3 protein-coding genes are annotated in these 21,361 nt (G+C 74.6%); 1 reads left to right on the top strand and 2 read right to left on the bottom strand.

Annotated elements, in window-relative coordinates; genetic code table 11:
• Positions 1-131: 131 nt before the first annotated feature.
• Positions 132-1,208 (top strand): iron-siderophore ABC transporter substrate-binding protein, encoded by a 1,077-nt coding sequence (locus tag KK483_RS01135; protein ID WP_262002956.1) that lies wholly within the window; start codon positions 132-134, stop codon positions 1,206-1,208.
• A gap of 111 nt (positions 1,209-1,319) precedes the next feature.
• On the opposite strand, the gene KK483_RS01140 is transcribed toward KK483_RS01135, so the two are convergent.
• A complete protein-coding gene (locus tag KK483_RS01140; RefSeq protein WP_262002957.1) occupies positions 1,320-1,529 on the bottom strand; it encodes an MbtH family protein in 210 nt (69 codons plus the stop codon).
• A gap of 39 nt (positions 1,530-1,568) precedes the next feature.
• The gene (locus KK483_RS01145) at positions 1,569-21,269 is read right to left on the bottom strand and encodes a non-ribosomal peptide synthetase (protein WP_262002958.1); all 19,701 of its coding nucleotides are present in this window, start codon (positions 21,267-21,269) and stop codon (positions 1,569-1,571) included.
• Between the last annotated feature and the right edge of the window lie 92 nt (positions 21,270-21,361).

Below are 21,361 nucleotides of genomic sequence, written 5' to 3' on the forward strand. Positions count from 1 at the left end.
ACCGGCGCCGGACCCCGGACACCGGTCCCGACCGCACCTGTTCGCCCGTCACCGGCTCGCAGACCGCCACCCCCCGCACCACCCCGCACCACCCCGTTCCACAGGACCCCGAACGAAGGACCACACCGCCGATGCCCCGCTTCCGCTTCCGCAGAGCCCCACGGCTCGCCGCCGCCCTCGCCTCCGCCGCCCTGCTCCTCGCCACCGCCACGGCCTGCGGCGGCGACGACGCCGCAACCGACACCGCGGGTGCCGGCGCGGAGGCGAGCGCCTCCGGCAAGTCGGCGTTCCCGGTCACCATCGCCCACAAGTACGGCAGTACGACGATCAAGGCCGAGCCGAAGCGGATCGTCACGGTCGGCCTCACCGACCAGGACGCCGTGCTGGCGCTCGGCAAGGTCCCCGTCGGCACGACGGAGTGGCTGGGCGGCTACAAGGGAGCCATCGGCCCCTGGGCTCAGGACAGGCTCGGCGGGGCCGCGGCGCCGACGGTGCTGGAGGACACGGGCACCGGCCCGCAGGTGGAGAAGATCGCCGCGCTCAAGCCGGACCTGATCCTCGCCCTCTACGGCGGCCTGACGAAGGAGCAGTACACGTCGCTGTCCGCCTTCGCCCCCGTGGTCGCCCAGCCGAAGGAGTACAACGACTACGGCATCCCGTGGCAGGAGCTCACCAAGCGGGTCGGACAGGCCCTCGGCAAGCCGGACGAGGCGGCCGCGGCGGTCAAGGACACCGAGGACAGGATCAGGGCCGCGGCCGAGGAGCACCCCGAGTTCAAGGGCGCCACCGCCGTGATGGCCACGCCGTACGAGGGCATGTTCGTCTTCGGCAGCCAGGACCCGCGCTCGCGGCTTCTCGACGATCTCGGCTTCGCCCTGCCCGAGGGCCTGGACAAGGCGATCGGGGACCAGTTCGGTGCGAACATCAGCAAGGAGCGCACGGACCTGCTCGACCAGGACGCCATCGTCTGGATCGTCGGCGACGTCGCCAAGGACGCCGACAAGCTGCACAAGGACGCCTCCTACAAGGACCTGAAGGTCGTCGCGGAGGGCCGGGAGGTCTTCGTCAACGAGACCGGCGACTACGGGAACGCGACCTCCTTCGTCTCCGTCCTCAGCCTGCCGTACGTGGTCGAGCGGCTGGCGCCGCAGCTCGCGGCAGCCGTCGACGGCAAGCCCGCCACGAAGGTGGAGCAGCCCGCGTCCTGACGCCGCGCCCGCACACGGGGAGGGGCCGGCCGCACGCACCGCCCGCGGCCGGCCCCTCCCTTTTTCCCTTTTCCGTGGCCCTGATCGCCCGTACTCGGCGATCGCCTCCACTCAGCCGTCCATGGCCTCGGCCAGGCTCCTCGGACGCATGTCGGTCCAGTGGGCCTCGATGTGGTCCAGGCAGGACTGCCGCGAGGCGGGCCCGTGGACCACCCGCCAGCCGGCCGGCACGTCCACGAAGTCCGGCCACAGGCTGTGCTGGTCCTCGTCGTTGACCAGCACCGAGTAGACGCCCTCGGGGTTCTCGAACGGGTTGCTCATGCTGTTCCTCTCCTCATGACGACTGCTCGTGGCACATGCTCAGGACGATGGATCCGTGTGCTGCTCCGCCCAGGCGATCAGGCCCTCCAGCGCCCTGAACCAGGTCTCCGCGAGGTCCTGCACCGCCTCGCGCGGCAGCACCCCTTCCAGATAGGACCAGTGGGCGGAGAGCACCGGTCCGTCCGCCCGGTCCTCGGTCACCACGTTGATGCTCAGGGCGTGGCCCTCGCGCATCGCGGGCTCGGGGCCGATGTCGGCGGCGTCCTCCTCGGGCGCGTAGGACCAGTCCGTCGCCTCCGGGATGCCGAACCGGCCCAGGTAGTTGAACTCGACGCGGGCCGGTTCGCGGGCCGCCAGGACCTCGCGCGTCCGCGGGTTGAGGTGCCGCAGCATGCCGTAGCCGACGCCGTTCGCCGGCAGCGACGCCAGGTGCTCGCGTACGCGCCGCACGGCCTCGGCCGCCGCCGGGCCGCCCGCGAAGGCATCGGCGGGGTCGGCCGGACCGGGATCCAGCCGGACCGGGTGGACGCTGGTGAACCAGCCCACCGTGCGGGACAGATCGGCGCTGTCCCCGGCCAGCTCCTCCTCACGGCCGTGGCCTTCGAGGTCGACGAGGACCGCGGAGCCCGAGCCGCCGTTGCGCCGCCGCCAGTCGGCGAAGGCCAGCCCGAGCCCGGCGAGCAGCACATCGTCGACCGCGGCGCCGTACGCGGCGGGCACGGCTGACAGCAGCGGGCCGGTGCGCTCGGCCGGCAGGCGCAGGCTCAGCTCCCGCAGGGCCGCGGTCGTGTCGCGCTCCGGGTCCCGTTCGCCTGCGAGCGGGAACGGTTCCGTGGCGCCGTCCAGCACGGCGGTCCAGACGGGCAGTTCAGCCTCGCGCGCCGGGTCCTGGGCCAGCTCGGTCAGGAGCCGCGACCAGCGGGCGAAGGACGTCTCGACGGGGTCGAGCCGCACCGGACGCCCGGCGGAGACGTCCTGCCAGGCCGCCGCCAGGTCGGGCAGCAGCACGCGCCAGGACACCCCGTCGACGACCAGGTGGTGGGCCATCAGCAGCAGCCGGCCGGGGGCGTCCCCCGCGTCGAACCACACGGCCCGCACCATCGCGCCCGCGTCCGGGTCCAGCAGCGCCCGTGCCGTGTGCGCGTGCTGCCGTACGGTCTCCCTCAGCGCCTCCGCGCCGAGGCCGGCCACGTCGACCCGTTCGATCCAGCGGGCGGCGTCGACGGCGCCGGCGGGCGGGACGTGCAGCGACCAGGCGTCGGTGTCGTCGCGCGAAGGCCGCACGAGCGTCGCCCGCAGCAGGTCGTGCCGCTCGGCGAGCGCCTGGAGCACGGCGGCCAGGCCGGGCAGGTCCAGCTGTGCGGGGGTGCGTACGAGCGCGGCCTGGTGGTAGGTGGCGATGGGGCCGCCGAGTTCGCGCAGCCAGTGCATGACCGGGGTGAGCGGGACGGTTCCGGTGCCATCGTCCTCCGGGCGCGGTGCGGACGCGTCGACGGCCTCGGCGACCGTGCTCAGGCCGGCGACGGTGCGGTGGCGGAAGACCAGCCGCGGAGTGATCCGTACGCCCGCGGTCCGGGCCCGGCCGACGAGCTGCATCGCGACGATGCTGTCGCCGCCGAGGGCGAAGAAGTCGGCGTCCACACTGACCTGTTCGAGGCCCAGCACATCGGCGAAGACCGCGCACAGCAGCTTCTCCACGGGGGTGGAGGGCGGCCGTCCCGTCGACAGGGCGGAGAAGTCGGGCGCGGGCAGCGCGGCCCGGTCCAGCTTGCCGTTGGGCAGTTGGGGGAAGCGGTCGAGGGCGACGACTGCGGCGGGGACCATGTGGTCGGGCAGCCGGGAGCCGACGTGGGCGCGCAGCTCGGCCGGGTCGGTGGACACGCCGGGGGGCGGGACGACGTAGGCCACGAGCTGCTTTCGTAGCCCGTCCTGATGCACCGTCACCAGGGCCTGGGCGACGCCGGGATGTCCGGCGAGCGCCGACTCGATCTCGGCGGGCTCGATGCGGAATCCGCGGATCTTGACCTGGTCGTCGGCCCTGCCGAGGTAGTCGATGCGCCCGTCTGCGGTCCAGCGTGCGAGGTCGCCGGTGCGGTAGAGCCGCGTGCCCGGCTCGCCGAACGGGTCGGCGACGAACCGCTCGGCCGTCGCTCCCGGGCTGCCGAGGTAGCCACGGGCCAGACCGCCGCCCGCCAGGTACAGCTCGCCGGTGACTCCGGGCGGCACCGGCTGGAGCAGCCGGTCAAGGACGTAGGCCCGGGTCCCGGCCACGGGGCGGCCCACCAGCGGGCGTTCGCTGTCGCCGACCCGCGCCACCAGGGCGTCCACGGTCGACTCGGTCGGCCCGTACAGGTTGAACGCCTCGGTGCCGCGCAGTGCGGCCAGCCGCCGCCACAGCGCGACGGGCACGGCCTCGCCGCCGACGCCGACGACGGAGAGGGGGCAGTCGTCGCCGCGCAGCAGCCCGCTGTCGGCCATCTGCGCGAACAGCGACGGGGTGACCTCCAGGAAGTCGAAGCGGTGCGCGGCCACGGCCGCGGCGAGGAGTTCGGGGTCGCGCCGGACCTCCTCGGACACGATGTGGACGCAGTGGCCGTCCAGCAGCCACAGCTGGGGCTGCCAGGAGGCGTCGAAGAAGAAGGACCAGGCGTGGCCGGCGCGCAGATGGCGCCGGCCGGTGGCCTCGATCGCCGGTGCGTAGAGGGTCTCGCGGTGGCTGTGGAAGAGGTGGCCGAGGGTCTCGTGGGTGACCACGACGCCCTTGGGGCGCCCGGTGGAGCCGGAGGTGTAGATGACGTAGGCCGGGTGGCGGGGGCCGAGGGGTCCGGTCCGCTCGGCGTCGGTGAGGTCGGCCGCGTCCCGGGCGGCGATCCGCTCCGCGGTGGCGGGTTCGTCGACCACCAGTACCTCGGCGCCGGTGGGCAGCGTCGCCGCGAACTCCTCCGTGGTGAGGGTCAGGACGGGCCGGGCGTCGGCGAGGACGTCGGCCGTGCGCTCCGCCGGAGCGTCGGGGTCGAGGGGCAGATACGCGGCGCCCGCCTTGTGCACGGCGAGCACGGCCACCAGGAAGCGTGCGGTCCGCGGCAGCGACAGGGCGACGAACCGCTCGGGGCCCGCGCCGTGTTCGACCAGGCAGCGCGCCAGGCGGTTGGCCTCCGCGTTGAGCTCGGCGTAGCTGAGTGCGATGCCGTCGGAGGCCGCGGCGGGCTGCTGCGGCCACTGGCGCACGCACTCCTCGAACAGCTCCGGCACCGTGGTCGGCGCGGCGATCGGCGGCCGGGCGTGCCAGCCGCCGATGAGCCGGCTCCGCTCCTCGTCGCCGAGGATGCCGATGCGTCCGATCGGCAGGTCCGGGTCGGCGGCCACGGCCCGCAGGACGCGCCGCAGCCGGTCCGCGAAGGACTGGGCGGTGGTGTGGTCGAACAGGTCGGCGCTGTACTCCAGCACGCCGTCGATGCCGCCGCCGTCGCTCCGCTCGACGAAGTCGAAGGAGAGGTCGAACTTGGCGGTGGTCTGCGCCACGTCGTCGCGGCGGGCGGCGAGCCCGGGCAGTCCCGTCTCCTCCGGGCCTGCCGCCAGGTACACCACCATCACCTGGAACAGGGGGTGGCGGGCGAGCGAGCGGGCGGGGTTGAGCACCTCCACCAGCCGCTCGAACGGCACGTCCTGGTGGTCGAAGGCGGCGAGGTCGCTCTCCCGCACCCGGGCGAGGAGTTCGCGGAAGGCCGGATCGCCGGAGGTGTCGGTGCGCAGCACCAGTGTGTTGAGGAAGAAGCCGACCAGGTCCTCGAGGGCCGCGTCGGTCCGGCCGGAGATCGGGCTGCCGATCGGGATGTCGTGGCCCGCGCCCAGCCGGGTGAGCAGGGTCGCGACCGCCGCCTGGAGCACCATGAACACGCTGACGCCGTTGTCGCGCGCCAAGCGGTGCAGCTGCGCGGTCAGTTCCGCGTCGAGCGAGAGGTCGGCGGAGCCGCCGCGGTAGCTCGACTCCAGCGGCCGCGGCCGGTCGGTGGGGAGTGCGAGCTCCTCGGGCAGCCCGGCCAGCGCCTGCCGCCAGTAGGCGATCTGGCGCGCCGCGAGGCTCCTCGGGTCCTTCTCGTCGCCGAGGACGTCGCGCTGCCACAGGGTGTAGTCGGCGTACTGGACGGGCAGCGGCTCCCAGTCGGGTGACCGGCCTTGTGTACGGGCCGCGTAGGCGAGGGCCAGGTCCCGGTCGAGCGGGGCCTCCGACCACTCGTCCCCGGCGATGTGGTGCAGCAGGAGCAGCAGCGTCCATTCCGCGTCGCCGGTGCGGAACACATGTACCCGCAGCGGGAGTTCCCGCTCCAGCGCGAAGCCGTACGCCCCGGCCCCCGCCAGCAGTTCGGGGAGCCGTTCGGCGTCCGTGTCCTCGACCTGGAACGGGATGCGGGCCTCGTGCGGCTCCAGCACCCGCTGGTAGGCGCGGCCCTCCTCGTCGGGGAAGACCGTGCGCAGCGTCTCGTGCCGGGCGACGAGATCGTGGACGGCGGTCTCCAGCGCCGCGGTGTCGAGCGCTCCGGTCAGCCGCCACGCCGAGGGGATGTTGTACGTCGCGCTGGGGCCCTCCACCTGGTACAGCACCCACAGGCGCTGCTGGGCGGAGGACAGCGGCAGCCGCTCGGGGCGCGGCCCGGCCGTCAGCGCCGGGCGGACGCCGGCCTCGCCCGTGCTGTCCTGGGCCAGGCGTTCCGCGAGCCGGGCCACGGTCGGCGCGTCGAACACGGTGCGCAGGGACACGTCGGCCCCGAGCACCGCGCGGATCCGCGCGACGAGCCGCATGGCCAGCAGCGAGTGGCCGCCCAGGGCGAAGAAGTCGTCGTCGATGCCGGCCTCGGGCACACCGAGGACCGCCGCGAACGCCTCGCACAGCAGGTCCTCGCGCGGGGTGCGGGGCCTGCGCCCGGACGCGAGCGCGGCGAGATCGGGTGCGGGCAGCGCCCTGGCGTCGAGCTTGCCCGCGACCGTGCGCGGCAGCGCGGGCACGGTGACGAAGGCCGCGGGCACCATGTGCGCGGGCAGCGCGGAGGCGGTGCGGTCGCGCAGCTCCGCCGGGTCCGGCTCGCGGCCCGTGGCGGGCAGGACGTACGCGACCAGCCTGCGCACGCCCGGGGTGTCCTCGCGTACGACGACGGCGGCAGCCGCCACGTCCGGGTGCCCGGCGAGCAGCGCCTCGATCTCTCCGGGCTCGATACGGAACCCGCGCAGCTTGACCTGGCCGTCGGCGCGTCCGAGGAACTCCAGCGAGCCGTCGCCGCGGCGCCTGGCGAGGTCGCCCGTGCGGTACATGCGGCTGCCGGGCGCCCCGAACGGGTCGGCGGTGAACCGCTCGGCGGTCGGCCCCGGGCGGTTGAGGTAGCCGCGTGCCAGGCCCTCGCCCGCCAGGTACAGCTCGCCCGCCACACCGGCCGGGACGGGCCGCAGCGCCGGGTCGAGGACGTGGGCGCGGATGTTGTCGAGCGGGGCGGCCCACCGGCCGGAGGCGTCGTCGTGCCAGCCGTAGGCGTCGACCGCGCACTCCGTGGGGCCGTACAGGTCGTGGACCTGGACGTCCGGCAGGGCGCACAGCCGCTCCCAGAGCGGCGCGGGGGTGGCCTCGCCGCCGACGGCGATCACACCCGGGACGTGGCCGCCGGGCGCGAGGAAGCCGTGGTGGATCAGCTCGCGCAGATAGGTCGGTGTGACGTCGAGGAAGTCGATCCGCTCCCGGCCCAGATACGCGAGGAGCGCGGCCGGGTCGGTCATGGTGGCCTCGTCGGTCACATGGAGCTCGTGCCCGGCCAGCAGCCACAGCAGCGACTCCCAGGATCCGTCGAAGCTGAACGAGGCTGCGTGCACGGCCCGCAGGCCCGTGCGGCCGGCCGCCTGTTCGGCGGGGGTGATGAGGTCGTCGCGGTGGGCCGCGAAGAGGTTGCTCAGGCCGCGGTGGGTTCCGGTGACGCCCTTCGGGGTGCCGGTGGAGCCGGAGGTGAAGATGACGTACGCGGCGCCGGCCGCGGCCGGGGCGGGCACGGGCCGGGGGCTCCCGCCGCCCGCCGCGCCGCCCCCGACATCCGCCGCAGGGGGGTCTGCCGGCACGGACGGAGCGACCAGGGCGGTGGTGCCGTCCGCGGCGGGCGCGTGCTCGCCCGGTGCGGCCGCCGGGTCGTGCAGCGGCGTACCCGCGTCGTCCAGCAGCACCCGTACGGGGCCGTCCGGCAGCATCGGCGCGAGCGCCGGCGTCGTGAGGACGCACAGCGGTGCCGCGTCCCGCAGCATGAACTCCAGCCGCTCGGCCGGGTATTCGGGGTCCAGGGGCAGATAGGCCGCCCCCGACCTCAGGACGCCGAGGATGGCGGGGACCATCAGCCGGCGGGGCAGGGCCAGCCCGATCACCGTCTCGGCGCCCGCGCCGCGCCGCCGGAGCAGCCGGGCCACCGCGTCGACCTGCTCGGACAGTTCGCGGAAGGTCAGCCGGGTGTCCCCGGCGGCCAGGGCGGGGGCGTCGGGCCGTGCCCGTACGACGTCGTCGAGGAGTTCGGGGACGGACCGGGTCTCCACCGGCCGGGCCGTGTCGTTCCACAGGGTCGCGCAGGCCGTCTCCTCCTCGGCGGTGAGGACCCGCAGGGAGCTCACGGGCCGCTCGGGGTCGCGGGCGGCCTGGTCGAGGAGGTCCACCAGCCGCCCGGCGAGGGCGGCCGCGGTCCCTGCGTCGGTGAGGTCGGTGGCGTACTCAAGGAGCAGCGCCATGCCGCGCCCGGCTCCGTGGTCGACGAAGGTGAAGTCGAGGTCGAACTTGGCCATGCCGGTGTCCATGTCGAACCACTCGGTCGCCAGGCCGAACAGGTCGGGGTCCCCGTCGGGGCGGTGGTGGTAGCCGAGCATCACCTGGAAGAGGGGGTTGCGGTCGGCGACCCGGGCCGGGTTGACCGCCTCGACGACCCGGTCGAAGGGCACGTCCTGGTGCTCGAAGGCGGCGAGCGCCTCCTCCCGGACCCGGCCGAGCAGTTCGGCGAAGGTCGGGGCGCCGGACAGGTCCGTGCGCAGCACGAGGGTGTTGACGAAGAAGCCGACCAGGTCGTCCACGGCGCTGTCGGTGCGGCCCGCGATGGGCGCGCCGAGCGGGATGTCGTCGCCCGCGCCGAGCCGGTGCAGCAGCGCGGCCGTCGCCGCCTGGAACAGCATGAACAGGCTGACCTGGTGGGCCGCGGCCAGCTCCCGCAGCGCGGCCGCGGTCGCGTCGGGCAGCGCGAGGCGGACGGTGGCGCCCCGGCCGGTGGTCCGGGCCGCTCCCGGGCGGTCCAGCGGCAGCGGGATCTCCTCGGGCAGTCCGCGGAGCTTCGCCGTCCAGTACTCCAGCTGGCGGTCGCCGACCTCGGCGAGGAGGCGCTCCTGCCACAGTGTGTAGTCGGCGTACTGGACCGGCAGCGGCTCCGGGCCGGGCGCGAGGCCCGCCGCGCGGGCGCTGTACGTGCGGTGCAGATCGGCGAGGAACGGCCGGTCCGACCACTCGTCGGTGGTGATGTGGTGCAGCACCAGTGCCACGACCAGGTCGTCCGGGCCGAGCCGCAGCACTTCGGCCCGCAGGGGGAGTTCAGTGCGCAGGTCGAACGGACGGCGCTGGGCCGCCGCGATCCGTGCGGCGAGCTCGTCCTCGGCACAGTCGACCACGAGGAACTCGGGCTCGGCCCCTCCGGCGGGCACGATCCACTGGTACGGCTCGCCGTCCTCCTCCACGAAGCGGGTGCGCAGCGCCTCGTGGCGTGCCGTCACATCGCCGAGCGCGGCGCGCAGCGCGTCGAGGTCCAGGGCGCCGCGGAGCCGGAAGACCAGCGGGAAGTTGTACGCGACGCCGCCGCCGGTGATCCGCTCGACCAGCCAGAGCCGCCGCTGGGCCGCGGACAGCGGGATCCGCGCGGGACGCTGGGAAACCGGTACGGGCTCCAGGACCGGGCGGGCGGGCCGTCCTGCGTCCGCCCGCAGCGCCAGTGCGGCGGGGGTCGGGGCCTCGAACAGGTCGCGGATGGCGAGCTCCGCGCCCAGTTCGGTGCGGGCGCGGCTGATCAGCCGGGTCGCGAGCAGTGAGTGCCCGCCGAGGTCGAAGAAGTCGTCCTCGGCCCCGGTGCGGGGCAGGCCGAGCACGTCGGCGAAGAGCCGGCAGAGCACCTCTTCGACGGGGGTGCGCGGTCCACGGCCCGCGGTGAGCGCCACGGCGGGCTCGGCGTCGGGCAGTGCCCGCACGTCGAGCTTGCCGTTGTCGTTCATCGGCAGCCGCGGCAGGACGACGAAGGCGGCGGGGACCATGTAGCCGGGCAGCCGCTGCCCCAGGTCCTCGCGCAGCCTGCGCACGAGGGCGCCGTTGCCGCGGCCCGCGGTGGGGGTGTTGGCGTAGGGGGCGGCGCCGCGGTCGGTACGGGGCAGGTGCAGGCCCGTCGTGCGGCGCGGGCCGGCGTCGGTGCCAGTGCTGGTGCCGGTGTCGGTGTCGGTGCCGGTGTCAGTGCTGGTGCCGGTGTCGGTGCCGGTGCCGGTGCCGGTGTCGGTGCCGGTGTCGGTGCCGGTGTCGGTGCCGGTGTCGGTGCCGGTGTCGGTGCCGGTGTCGGTGCGTACGAACACGGCGTCGAAGCAGCCGGGTTCACCGGACCAGGTGGTCAGGGTCCGGTGGCCGTGGGCGGCGCCGAGGGCGATCAGGTCCTCCGGCTCCTCCCCCGCGGCGGCAGGGCCGGGCAGCCTGCCGGTGTCGATCGCGCGCATCGCCGCGAGGTCGGCGGCCGTCCGTGCGTCCGGAATGCCCCGGACGCGGAGCAGCGGAGCACCGTCCAGGCGTGCGGCGAGCTCGGCGGGCCCGGACCAGTCGACCACGGGGGCGGCGTCGAGGGGCTGCGCGTCCGCGGAGTCGTGGAGGACGACGTCGTACCGGTACCGGGTCAGCTCGTTGTGGTGCCGGCCCGCCTTGGTGCGCAGTTCGACGCCGACGCCGAGGGTGGTGAACCAGTCGGGGTCGACGAGCAGTTCCTTCTCCAGGGCGAGGCCCCGGTCCACGGCGCGCCGCAGGGCCTGCGGGTCGGTGTCCTCGCCCGCGCGCGCGGCCTGGATGCCCGCCTGGAACACCCGCGCCTGGCGCAGATCGCGTACGTCGCCGAGGAACAGGGCGCCGCCGGGCGCGAGCAGTCCCATGGCGCCGCGGATCACGGTGTGCAGATGGTCCAGGCTCGGGAAGTACTGCACGACGGAGTTGATGACGACGGTGTCGAAGGAGCCGGCCGGCAGGCCGTCGGTCACCTCGGCGGCCTGGCAGCGCAGTTCCACCTTCGCGGCCAGTTCCGGATCGGTCCTCAGGTCCTCGCCGAGCTTGCGGATGACGGGCGCGGCGAAGTCCGTCGCCCAGTAGGTCTCGGCGTCCGGCGCGAGCCGTGAAAGCAGCAGGCCGGATCCGACGCCGATCTCCAGGATCCGCCGCGGCCGCAGCTCACGGATCCGCTCGACGGTGGCCTCGCGCCACTCGCGCATGTGCTCCAGCGGGATCGGCGCGCCGTCGTAGGAGCTGTCCCAGCCGGCGAAGTCCTCGGTGAAGACGGCCGTGCCGATCTCGGCGTACTCGGCGGAGTAGATCTCCTGCCATTCGCCGATCTGCTCCCGCTCGGCCGACTCCCGTGCCTCCGCTCCGGGTTCGGCCGGGACGACATAGCCCACCAGCCGCTGCGTTCCCGGTGCGTGGGTGTCGTCGCGGGCGACCACGGCGGCCTGCGACACCTCGGGGTGCTGGGCGAGGACCGTCTCGATCTCGCCGAGCTCCACCCGGTGGCCGCGGATCTTGACCTGGTCGTCGGTGCGGCCGAGGAAGTCCAGGTTGCCGTCGGGCCGCCGTCGCACCAGGTCGCCGGTGCGGTACATGCGCTCGCCCGGCCGCCCGTACGGATCGGCCACGAACCGCTCCGCCGTCAGGCCCGGCCGGTCGAGGTAGCCGCGGGCCAGGCCGACTCCGGCGATGTACAGCTCGCCCGCGACACCGTCGGGCGCAGGCCGGAGCCAGGTGTCGAGGATCCGGCCGCGGGTGGCGCGGATGGGGCGGCCGACGGTCGGCGTGGCGCTGTCGTGGGTGCCGCCGCCGAGGGTGTTGATCGTGTACTCGGTGGGGCCGTACAGGTTGTAGCCGTAGGTGCCCTCGGTGTCCCGCAGGGTGTTCCACACGGTCTCGGTGACGGCCTCGCCGCCGAGCAGCACGAGCGGCGGCCTGTGCCCCTCCAGCAGTCCCTCCTCGATGAGGAGATGGGCGTACGTGGGCGTCACGTTCACCACGTCGACGCGGTGCTCCTCGCAGTACGCCACCAGGGCGGTGGCGTCACGGCGCAGCTCCTCGTCGCAGATGTGCACCTCGTGGCCCTCGACGAGCCAGAGCAGTTCCTCCCAGGACATGTCGAAGGCGAACGACACGGTGTGCGCGATCCTCAGCCGCCGTCCGCCGGCCGACGCGACGGCCGGGGCGAAGATCTCCTTCTGGTGGTTGAGCTGCATGTTCGTCAGGCCGACGTACGGGGTGACGACACCCTTGGGGCGGCCCGTGGAGCCGGAGGTGTAGATCACGTACGCCGGGTGGTCGAGGCTGAAGGACAGCTCCACGGGGTCGGCGGGCAGGTCCGCGAGCTCGGCGGCCACGTCCGGGTCGTCGAGCAGCACGCGCGGGGTCTCGCCGGTGAGGGTCGCCGAGACCGCCCGGGTGGACAGCAGGAGCAGCGGGCGGGCGTCGGCCAGCGTCAGCGAGAGCCGCTCGGCCGGGTGGTCCAGCTCCAGCGGCAGGTAGGCGGCGCCGGTGCGCAGGACGGCGAAGAGGGCCACGACCATGTCGATCGAGCGGGGCAGGCCGAGCGCGACGACCCGCTCGGGGCCTGCGCCGCGCGCGAGCAGCAGCCGGGCCATGCGGTTGCAGCGCGCGTCGAGTTCGGCGTATGTCAGCGTGCGGGAGCCGAAGACGAGCGCGGTGGTGTCCGGGGTGCGGGCCGCCTGGGCGGCGAGCATGTCCGCGACGGTCTCGCGCGGGACGGGCTGGCGCTGCCCGGCCTCCTCGCGGGCGAGTGCGGCGGCCTCGGCGGGCAGCAGCGGGTCGAGCGAGCCGACGGCGGCGGACGGGTCGGCGACGAGCCGGTCCACCAGGAGTACGAACCGGTCCAGCAGGCCGCGTGCGTAGGCGCCGTCGAGCAGGTCGGGGCGGTAGGCGAGGGTGACGCGGACCTGGTCGCCGGGGGTGACGATCACGTTGGCCGGGTAGTGGGTGGCGTCCACGTTGGCGACCGCCGTGGCTCCGTGCCGCTCGCGCAGCGCGCCGAGCCGCTGGTCGGTGTCGGCGTTGCGCAGCACGAAGAGTGTGTCGAAGAGCCGCCGGTGGCCCGTCTCGGCCTGGAGGACGCCGAGGCTCAGGTACTCGTACGGCATCAGCGCGAGCCGTTCGCCCTGGATGCGGCGCAGCAGGTCGAGCACGGACTCGCGCGGGTCGTAGGCGATGCGGGCGGGCACGGTGTTGAGGAACATGCCGACGACGTTCTCGACGTCGGGGACCTCGCTCGGCCGGCCGGCGACGGTGGTGCCGAAGACGACGTCGGTGCGGCCGGTCGCACTGGCGAGGGCGAGCCCCCAGGCGGCGTTGAGCACCGTGTTGGGCGTCAGGCCGTGGCGGCGGGCGGTGGTGCGCAGCCGCTCGGCGGCCTCCGCGTCGAGTACGGCGTCGAGGTGCTCGGGGACGACGGGTTCGAGGCCCCGGTCGGCGGCGGCGGGCACCAGCAGTGTGGGCTCGTCGAAGCCGGCCAGGGCGGTGCGCCAGGCGCGGGTCGCCTCGGCGTCGTCCTGGCGCTCCAGCCAGGTCAGATAGGAGCGGTACGAGCCGGGGCGGCCGAGGCCCGCCGTGTCGCCGCCCTGCTCGTAGAGTGCGAACAGCTCGTCCAGGAACAGCCAGGCGGACCAGCCGTCCCAGAGGATGAGGTGGCGGCCGATGACGAGCCGGTCGCCGCGCCCGTCGCCGAGCCGCACGAGCAGCATCCGGAAGAGCAGCGGGCGGGACAGGTCGAAGCGGCGGAGGCGCTCCTCGTCCATCAGCGCGCGCATCCGCCGGTCCTGCTCGGCGGGCGGCAGGCCGGACAGGTCCACCTCCGTCAGCGGGATCTCCGCGTCGCGCACGAGGAACTGCACGGGCCTGGGCAGCCCTTCGCTGGTGAACCCGGCGCGCAGGCCGGGGTGGCGGGCCAGCAGGGCCCGCGTCGCCGCCCGGAGCCGTTCCGCGTCCACGGTCTCGGCGAGGTCGAAGGACTCATGGACCGTGTACACGTCCAGGGAGCTGTCGTCGTACGTGGAGTGGAAGAACAGGCCCTCCTGGAGGGGGGCGAGCGGCCACACGTCCTCGATGCGGCCCGGGGCGAGCCGCTCGACCTGTGCGCGCTCCTCGTCGGTGAGCGTGAACGCCGCCGCGGCCGGGGGCTGTTCGGGCGTCGCGGGGCCGGCGACGGCAGCCGCTGCGGCGAGCGCCGCCGGGGTGCGGTGCTCGAAGACGTCGCGCGGGCCGATCGCCAGGCCCGCGCGGCGGGCGCGGCTGCACACGGCGATGGAGCTGATGCTGTCGCCGCCGAGGAGGAAGAAGTCGTCGTCGATGCCGACGTCCGCGAGAGCGAGGACGGCGGCGAAGATCTCGGTGAGGAGCTGCTCGCGGGCGTTCCGCGGGGCGCGGGCGGCGGCGCGTACGGTCCCCGGGGCCGGCAGTGCGGCCCGGTCGAGCTTGCCGCTGGGAGTGAGGGGCAGAGCGTCGAGGACGACCCAGGCGGTCGGGACCATGGGGGCGGGGAGCTCATCGGCCAGGGCCGCGCTCAGCGCGGCCGGGTCGGGGTATTCGGGCGCCGACGGTACGACGTGGGCCACCAGGGCGTTGTCCCGTACGGTCACGGCGGCCTGGGCGACCTCGGGCAGGCGCACCAGCGCGGCCTCGATCTCGCCGGGCTCGATGCGGTTGCCGCGCAGCTTCACCTGCCGGTCGGTGCGGCCGAGGTACTCGACCACGCCGTCCGCGCGGCGCCGTACGAGGTCGCCGGTGCGGTACATGCGGCTGCCGGGCGGCCCGTACGGGTCGGCGGTGAACCGCTCGGCGGTCAGCGCCGGGCGGGCGTGGTAGCCCCGGGCCAGTTGCACGCCGGTGAGGTAGAGCTCGCCGGGAACGCCGTCGGGGACCGGCCGCAGGCAGGAGTCCAGCACCCGCAGCCCGGTGTTCCACACCGGCCGGCCGATGGGCACGGCGGGACCCGATTCGCTGTCCTGGCGCGGGTCGTACGGGTGGTACGTGACGTCGACTGCGGCCTCGGTGGGGCCGTACAGATTGTGCAGCGGCACACCGGTCAGCGTGTGCCAGCGGTGTGCGGCGGCGGCCGGCAGCGCCTCGCCGCTGCTCAGCACGCGCCGCAGCGACGCCGCCCAGGCGGGATCGGCGGTGACGTCGTCCGACTGGAGGAACGCCTCCAGCATGGACGGGACGAAGTGCATGGTGGTGACGGCCCGTTCGCGTACGAGCGCGGCCAGATAGGCGGGGTCGCGGTGGCCGTCCGGCCGGGCGAGGACCACGGCCGCGCCTTCGACGAGCGGCCAGAAGAACTCCCACACGGACACGTCGAAGCTGGACGGGGTCTTCTGGAGCACCCGGTCGTCGGGGCGGAGACCGTAGGCGCCCTGCATCCACGCGAGCCGGTTGACGATGGCGCGGTGGGTGACGACGACGCCCTTGGGCCGTCCGGTCGAGCCGGAGGTGTAGATGAGGTAGGCGGGGTCGTCGGGGCGGGCGGGGCGCGGGGCGCCCGCCCCGGCCGGATCACCGGGGTGCGCGGGACGCGCGGTGCCCGTGCCGACCGGGGCGGAGCCGCCACGCCCGTCCGCCGACGCCGCGACCCCGGAGGCTATCGCGCCCCGGGTGCCTGGACCGCCACGCCCGTCCGCCGACGCAGCGGTGCCGGCGTCGGCGACGACGCGGACACCCGGCCCCGCACCCGACCCGACCGCGGACCCGACGCGCGAGTCCACAGGAGATCCGGACCCGGCACGCGAGTCCACAGGAGATCCGGACCCGGCACGCGAGTCCACAGGAGATCCGGACCCGGCACGCGAGTCCACAGGAGATCCGGACCCGGCACGCGAGTCCACAGGGGATCCGGACCCGGTGTCCGTGATCGCCGTCGGACTCGCACCGGCCTCCGCCGACTCCGCATCGGCGGGACCAGCGGGGCACGCCGGGCGCCCAGCGCCCGGGCCCGGCTGCGGGGTGTCGAGCAGCAGGACCGCCGGGCCGTACCGCTCCGGCAGCCGGCCTACGGTGGCGGAGACGGCGAGCACGGTCGTGGCGCCCGAGTCGGCGAGCATGTGGGCCACCCGGTCCGCCGGGTAGTCAGGGTCGACCGGCAGATAGGCCGCGCCCGACTTGAGGACGCCGAGCAGTGCCACCATCAGCTCGGTCGACCGCGGGACGGCGACGGCGACGAACGCACCGGGACCGGCGCCGCGGCCGCGCAGACGGGCCGCGAGTGCCTCGGCGCGCGCGTCGAGTCCGGCGTAGGAGAGCCGCTCGTCCTCGAAGACGACGGCCGTGGCGTCGGGGGTGCGTGCGACCTGTGCGGCGAAGGCCCCCGCCAGGGTCGTCTCGGGAACGGTGTGTTGCTCACCGGCGGGGTGGGCGCGCAGCGCCTCGTCGGGCGAGAGCAGGTCGGCGGAGGCGGCGGGTCTGTCCGGGTCCTCGGCGATCGCCTCCAGGATGCGCGTCAGGCGGTCGCCGAGCGCGCGGACGGTGTCGCCGTCCAGCCGCTCCGCGTGGTGCTTGAGCCGCAGATCCAGCCGCCGGCCGGGCTTGACGACGAGGGCGAGGGGATAGTGGACGGCGTCGTGGATGGCGTGGCCGGTGATCCGCACCCGGCCCGAGGCGTCCCGCAGCCCGGTGTCGGCGGGGTAGTTCTCGAACACCACGAGGGTGTCGAAGAGTTCGCCCTCGCCCGCGTGGCCGGTCAGGCGCTGGATCTCCGCGAGACCGAGGTGCTGGTGGTCGAAGAGGTGCGCCTGCTCTGCCTGGAGGCGGGCCAGGAGCGTCCCGAAGCTCTCGTCCGGTGCCCATCTGAAGCGTGTCGGCAGGGTGTTGATGAACAGGCCCACCATCGAGGCGATGCCGTCGACCTCGCTGTCACGGCCCGAGACGGTGGTGCCGAAGACCACGTCGTCCCGGCCGGTGAGCCTGCCGAGCAGCAGCCCCCAGGCGGCCTGGACCACGGTGCCGAGGGTGACGCCGTGCTCGCGCGCCCGCTCGCCGAGGCGGGCCGTGGTGCGCTCGGACAGCTCCACCCGGACGTGCGCGGGGCGGGTGGGCGCGCCCGCGGCCGGGGTGCCGACGAGCCGGGTCCCCCCGTCGAGGCGGGTGGGTCCTTCGAGCCCGGCGAGTGCGGTGCGCCAGGCGGTGCGGGCCGCGTCCCCGTCCTGTGCGCCGAGGCGGCGCAGGAAGGCGCGGTACGGGGCGACTTCGGGAAGCGGTGGCGTGTCGGTGCCGTAGCACGACATGAGTTCGCGGTGCAGGACCGGCAGGGACCAGCCGTCGGCGACGATGTGGTGGAACGTCAGGACGAGGCGGCTGCGGGCGTCGCCGAGGCGGAGCAGGGCGCAGCGCACCAGCGGCGGTGCGGAGAGGTCGAAGCCCGCGGCCCGTTCCTCCGCCGCGACCTCCTCGCCGAGGGTCTCCCGGACCGTCCCGTCCTGGGCCGAGAGGTCGACCTCCCGCCACGGCAGTTCGACGCCGCGGCTGACGATCTGGACCGGGGTGCCGTCGGTGCGCCGGCGGAAGGCGGCCCGCAGCGGGGCGTGGCGGTCAAGGAGCCGCTGTGCGGCGCGGCGAAGGGCGGCGCCGTCGACCGGTCCCGCGAGGTCGACGACCTGCTGCACCACATAGGTGTCGCTTTCCGCGCCGCCGGTCAGGGAGTGGAAGTAGAAGCCCTGCTGGAGCGGGGTGAGGGGCAGCAGTTCCTCGATCGCGAGCGGGTGTTCGCCCTGGATCTCGGCGGTTTCGGCCGCGTCCGGCGCGATCAGCACCTCGTTCTCGGCGGACTCGGCGGACTCCTCGGTCCGTTCGACGGCCGCCTTCGCGAGCGCCTCGGCCGTGCGGTGCCGGAACACGTCGCGGGGCGTGAGCCGCAGGCCCGCCTCGCGCGCCTTGATCAGCAGCCGGATGGCGCTGATGCTGTCGCCGCCGAGGGCGAGGAAGTCGTCCTCGGCCGTGACCGAGGCGAGGCCGAGGACGTCTGCGTACAGTCCGCAGAGCAGTTTCTCGCGGGCGGTGCGCGGGGGCCGACCGGAGCTCATGGCCGTGAGGTCGGGGACGGGCAGCGCCTGTGCGTCGATCTTGCCGCTCGGGGTGACCGGCAGGGCGTGCAGGGGGACGAACGCGGAGGGGACCATGTATTCGGGCAGCCATTCGGCGGCGTGCGTGCGGACCGTCCTCATCAGCGCAGCGACGTCACGGAAGGGTGCGGGCCGGTTGGCGCGGGGGTATGCGCCGGTGCTCCGGTACACCCCGGTGAGGGGTGCGTCTCCCGGGTCGCCGGGGACGAGGACGGCGTCGAACGCACCGTCGTCGGCGCTGCCGTTCCAGGTGAGGGCGGCCCGGTAGCCGTGCTCGGCGGCGAGGGTGCGGATGTCCTCCGGGTCGGCTCCGGGAGCCGCGCCGCCGCTGCCGGCGTCCTCCAGGCTCCGCAGGTCCGCCAGGTCGTCGGCGAGGCGTGCGTTGGGCACACCGGTGAGCCGCAGCCGGCTCGGCCGTTCGGCGAGCAGTCCTGCGAGACCGGCCGGGCCTCCGGCGGCCGGCCAGGGGACCTCCCGCTCGTCCGGTGCGGGAGCAGCGGGAGCAGCGGGAGCAGCGGGCTCCGCGGGGCGCAGGACGACGTCGTAGCGGTAGCGGCTCAGCTCGTTGTGGTGGACGGCCCGCTTGATCCGCAGGTCGGCGTCGAAGCCGTCGAGAGCGGCGAAGTAGTCCGGGTCGAGGAGGAGTTCGCCCTCCCAGCGCACCGACCGTTCGACGGCGGCGCGCAGGGCGCTCTTGTCCTCGGCATCACCGCCGGTGGCGGCGCGGCGGGTCTCGACGGCGGCGCGCAGGGTGCGCAGGAGGCGCAGGTTGCGTACGTCGCCCACGAAGATCCGGCCGCCGGGGGCGAGCAGCCCGGAGAGGCGGTGGAGCACGTCGAGGAGGTAGTCGGCGCTGGGGAAGTACTGGGCGACGGAGTTGAGGACGACGGTGTCGAAGTAGCCGGTGGGCAGCCCTTCGGTGTCGTGTGCGGGCCGGGCGCTCAGTTCGACCTTGGCGGCCAGGTCGGGGTCGGCCGCCACCTGGGTGCGCAGTGCGGCGATCGCCTCGTGCGAGAGGTCGGTGCCCCAGTAGGTCTCGCAGCCGGGGGCGATCCGGGACAGGATCAGTCCGCTGCCGACGCCGATCTCCAGCACCCTGCGCAGCGGGCCGAGTCCGCGGATGCGCTCGACGGTCGCGTCCCGCCATTCGCGCATCTCCTCGACGGGGATCGGCGTGCCGTCGTACATGCTGTTCCAGCCGGCGAAGTTCTCGCGCAGGCCCTCCGATCCGGCGGCACGGTAGAGGAGTTCGTGCAGGTCCTTCCACTCCTCGACCTGGGCGTCCGGGTCCTCGGCGCGTGGCGCTTCGAGGGCGGGGACGACGTACGCGGCGAGCCGCCGGTCGCCCGGGCGGTCCTCGCGGACGATCACGGTAACCTGGTCGACGGCCGGGTGGCCGCGCAGTACGGACTCGATCTCGCCCGGCTCGATGCGGAAGCCGCGGATCTTGACCTGGGCGTCGGCGCGGCCGAGGAACTCCAGCCGCCCGTCCGTCTTCCGGCGGACCAGGTCCCCGGTGCGGTAGAGGCGCTCACCGGGCGCGCCGAAGGGGTCGGCGACGAACCGCTCGGCGCTCAGGGCGGGGCGGCCGAGATAGCCCCGGGCGAGGCCCGCGCCACCGAGGTACAGCTCGCCGGTCACGCCCGCGGGGACGGGCTGGAGCCAGGCGTCGAGGACGTAGGCGCGGGTGCCAGGGTCGGGTACGCCGATCGGCACGATGGCGCCGGCCGGGGTGTCCGGATCGCACAGTCCCAGCGTGGAGTTGGTGGTGGCCTCGGTGGGGCCGTAGGCGTTGAACATCATCCGGCCGCGCGCGTACCGTCCCACCAGCTCGGGCGAGACCCGCTCGGTGCCGGCCAGCAGGGTGGCGGTGGGCGGCAGTCGGACGTCGTCGGGCATGGCGGCGAGCAGGGCGGGCGGCAGGATCATGAACGTGATGCCATGCGCGTAGGCGTAGTCGGCGAGCGGCGCTCCGGGGACGCGTCGCTCGGCGGGGACGACGACGAGGCGGCCGCCGGAGAGCAGCCCGAGGCACAGGTCCCAGAAGGCGACGTCGAAGCTGGGCGAGGCGAACTGGAGGACCCGGCTGTGCGGGCCGATGCCGAACCGCTCGCTCTGCGTGGCGACGAGTTTGGCGACTCCGCTGTGGGCGAGGACGACGCCCTTGGGCCGGCCGGTCGAGCCCGAGGTGTAGATCACGTAGGCGGCGCCGAGGACGGTGAGGGGCGCGCCCCGGTCCTCGTCCGTGGGGTCGTGGGCCGGCCGCCGTTGCAGCTCGGCGGCCGTGCCGGGAGCGTCGAGTTCCAGCAGTGCCATGCCGTCCCGCTCAGGGAGTTCCCGCGCGGTGCCGGAGGTCGTCACCATGCAGACGGGTCCGGCGTCGCCGAGCATGTACGCGATGCGGTCCGCCGGGTAGTCGTGGTCGATCGGCAGGTACGCGGCGCCGGACTTGAGGACGGCCACCTCGGCGACGATCAGCTCGGCGGAGCGCGGGAGCGCCAGGGCGACGATCCGCTCGGGGCCGGCGCCGCGCGCGAGCAGGGCGTGCGCGAGCCGGTTGGCCCTCTCGTCGAGTTCGGCGTACGTCAGCTCCTCGTCCTCGAAGACCAGGGCGACGGCGTCGGGGCGCAGCCGGACCTGCTCGGCGAACATGGCGGGCCAGGTGGCCGGAGGGACGGTGTGGCCGGTGGCGTTCCAGTCGACGACGGTCTGCCGGTACTCGTCCTCGTCCATGAGGGCGAGCCGGGCGACGGGGGTGCCGGGCCGTGCCAGGGCGTCGGCGAGGAGGGTCCGGTAGTGGCCGAGCAACCGCTCGGCGGTGGCGCCGTCGAAGACACCGGGATCGTATGTCACGCGGAGGCTGCCCTGTCCGGCCTGCAGCAGCAGGTCGACCGGGGCGGGGAGCTCCGTCGCGGGCCGGGCGGCCGTGCCGAAGGCGGTGTTGAAGAACAGCCCGCCGCCGCGCGCCGGCTGCGGGCGCAGCTCGTCGACGAGGAGTTCCAGGGGCGCCCGGTGCGTCTCTGCCTCCTCCCACGCCTGGGTCACGCGCCGTACCAGCTCCTGGAAGGTGGGCTCGTGGTCGAGGGAGACCCGCAGCGGGAGCCCGCCGTGTCCGACGGTGAGGTCCGTGGCACCGCTGTAGCGGTGCAGCAGCGCGGCGAAGGCCGCGAGCAGCACGGGGTCGGGGGCGTCGGGCACGTCGGCGGCGCCCCGGCCGCCCGGCAGTTCCCGGGTGTGCCGCTCGTGCGCCGGCTCCGGCGGGTGGGGCCGGTCGACGGGGAGTGAGATCTCCGGCGGGAGTGGTGCCAGCAACCGCCGCCAGTACGCCAGGACTTCCTCGGAACCGCACACAGCAGCGTGCCTCCCCAGCCGGTCGGTCCCGGCCCTTGGGCCGGGGGTCGGCGACATACTAAGGTAAGGGTTACCTAATCCAACAGTGTTCT

It is taken from the genome of Streptomyces sp. FIT100, assembly GCF_024584805.1.
GTDB lineage: Bacteria > Actinomycetota > Actinomycetes > Streptomycetales > Streptomycetaceae > Streptomyces.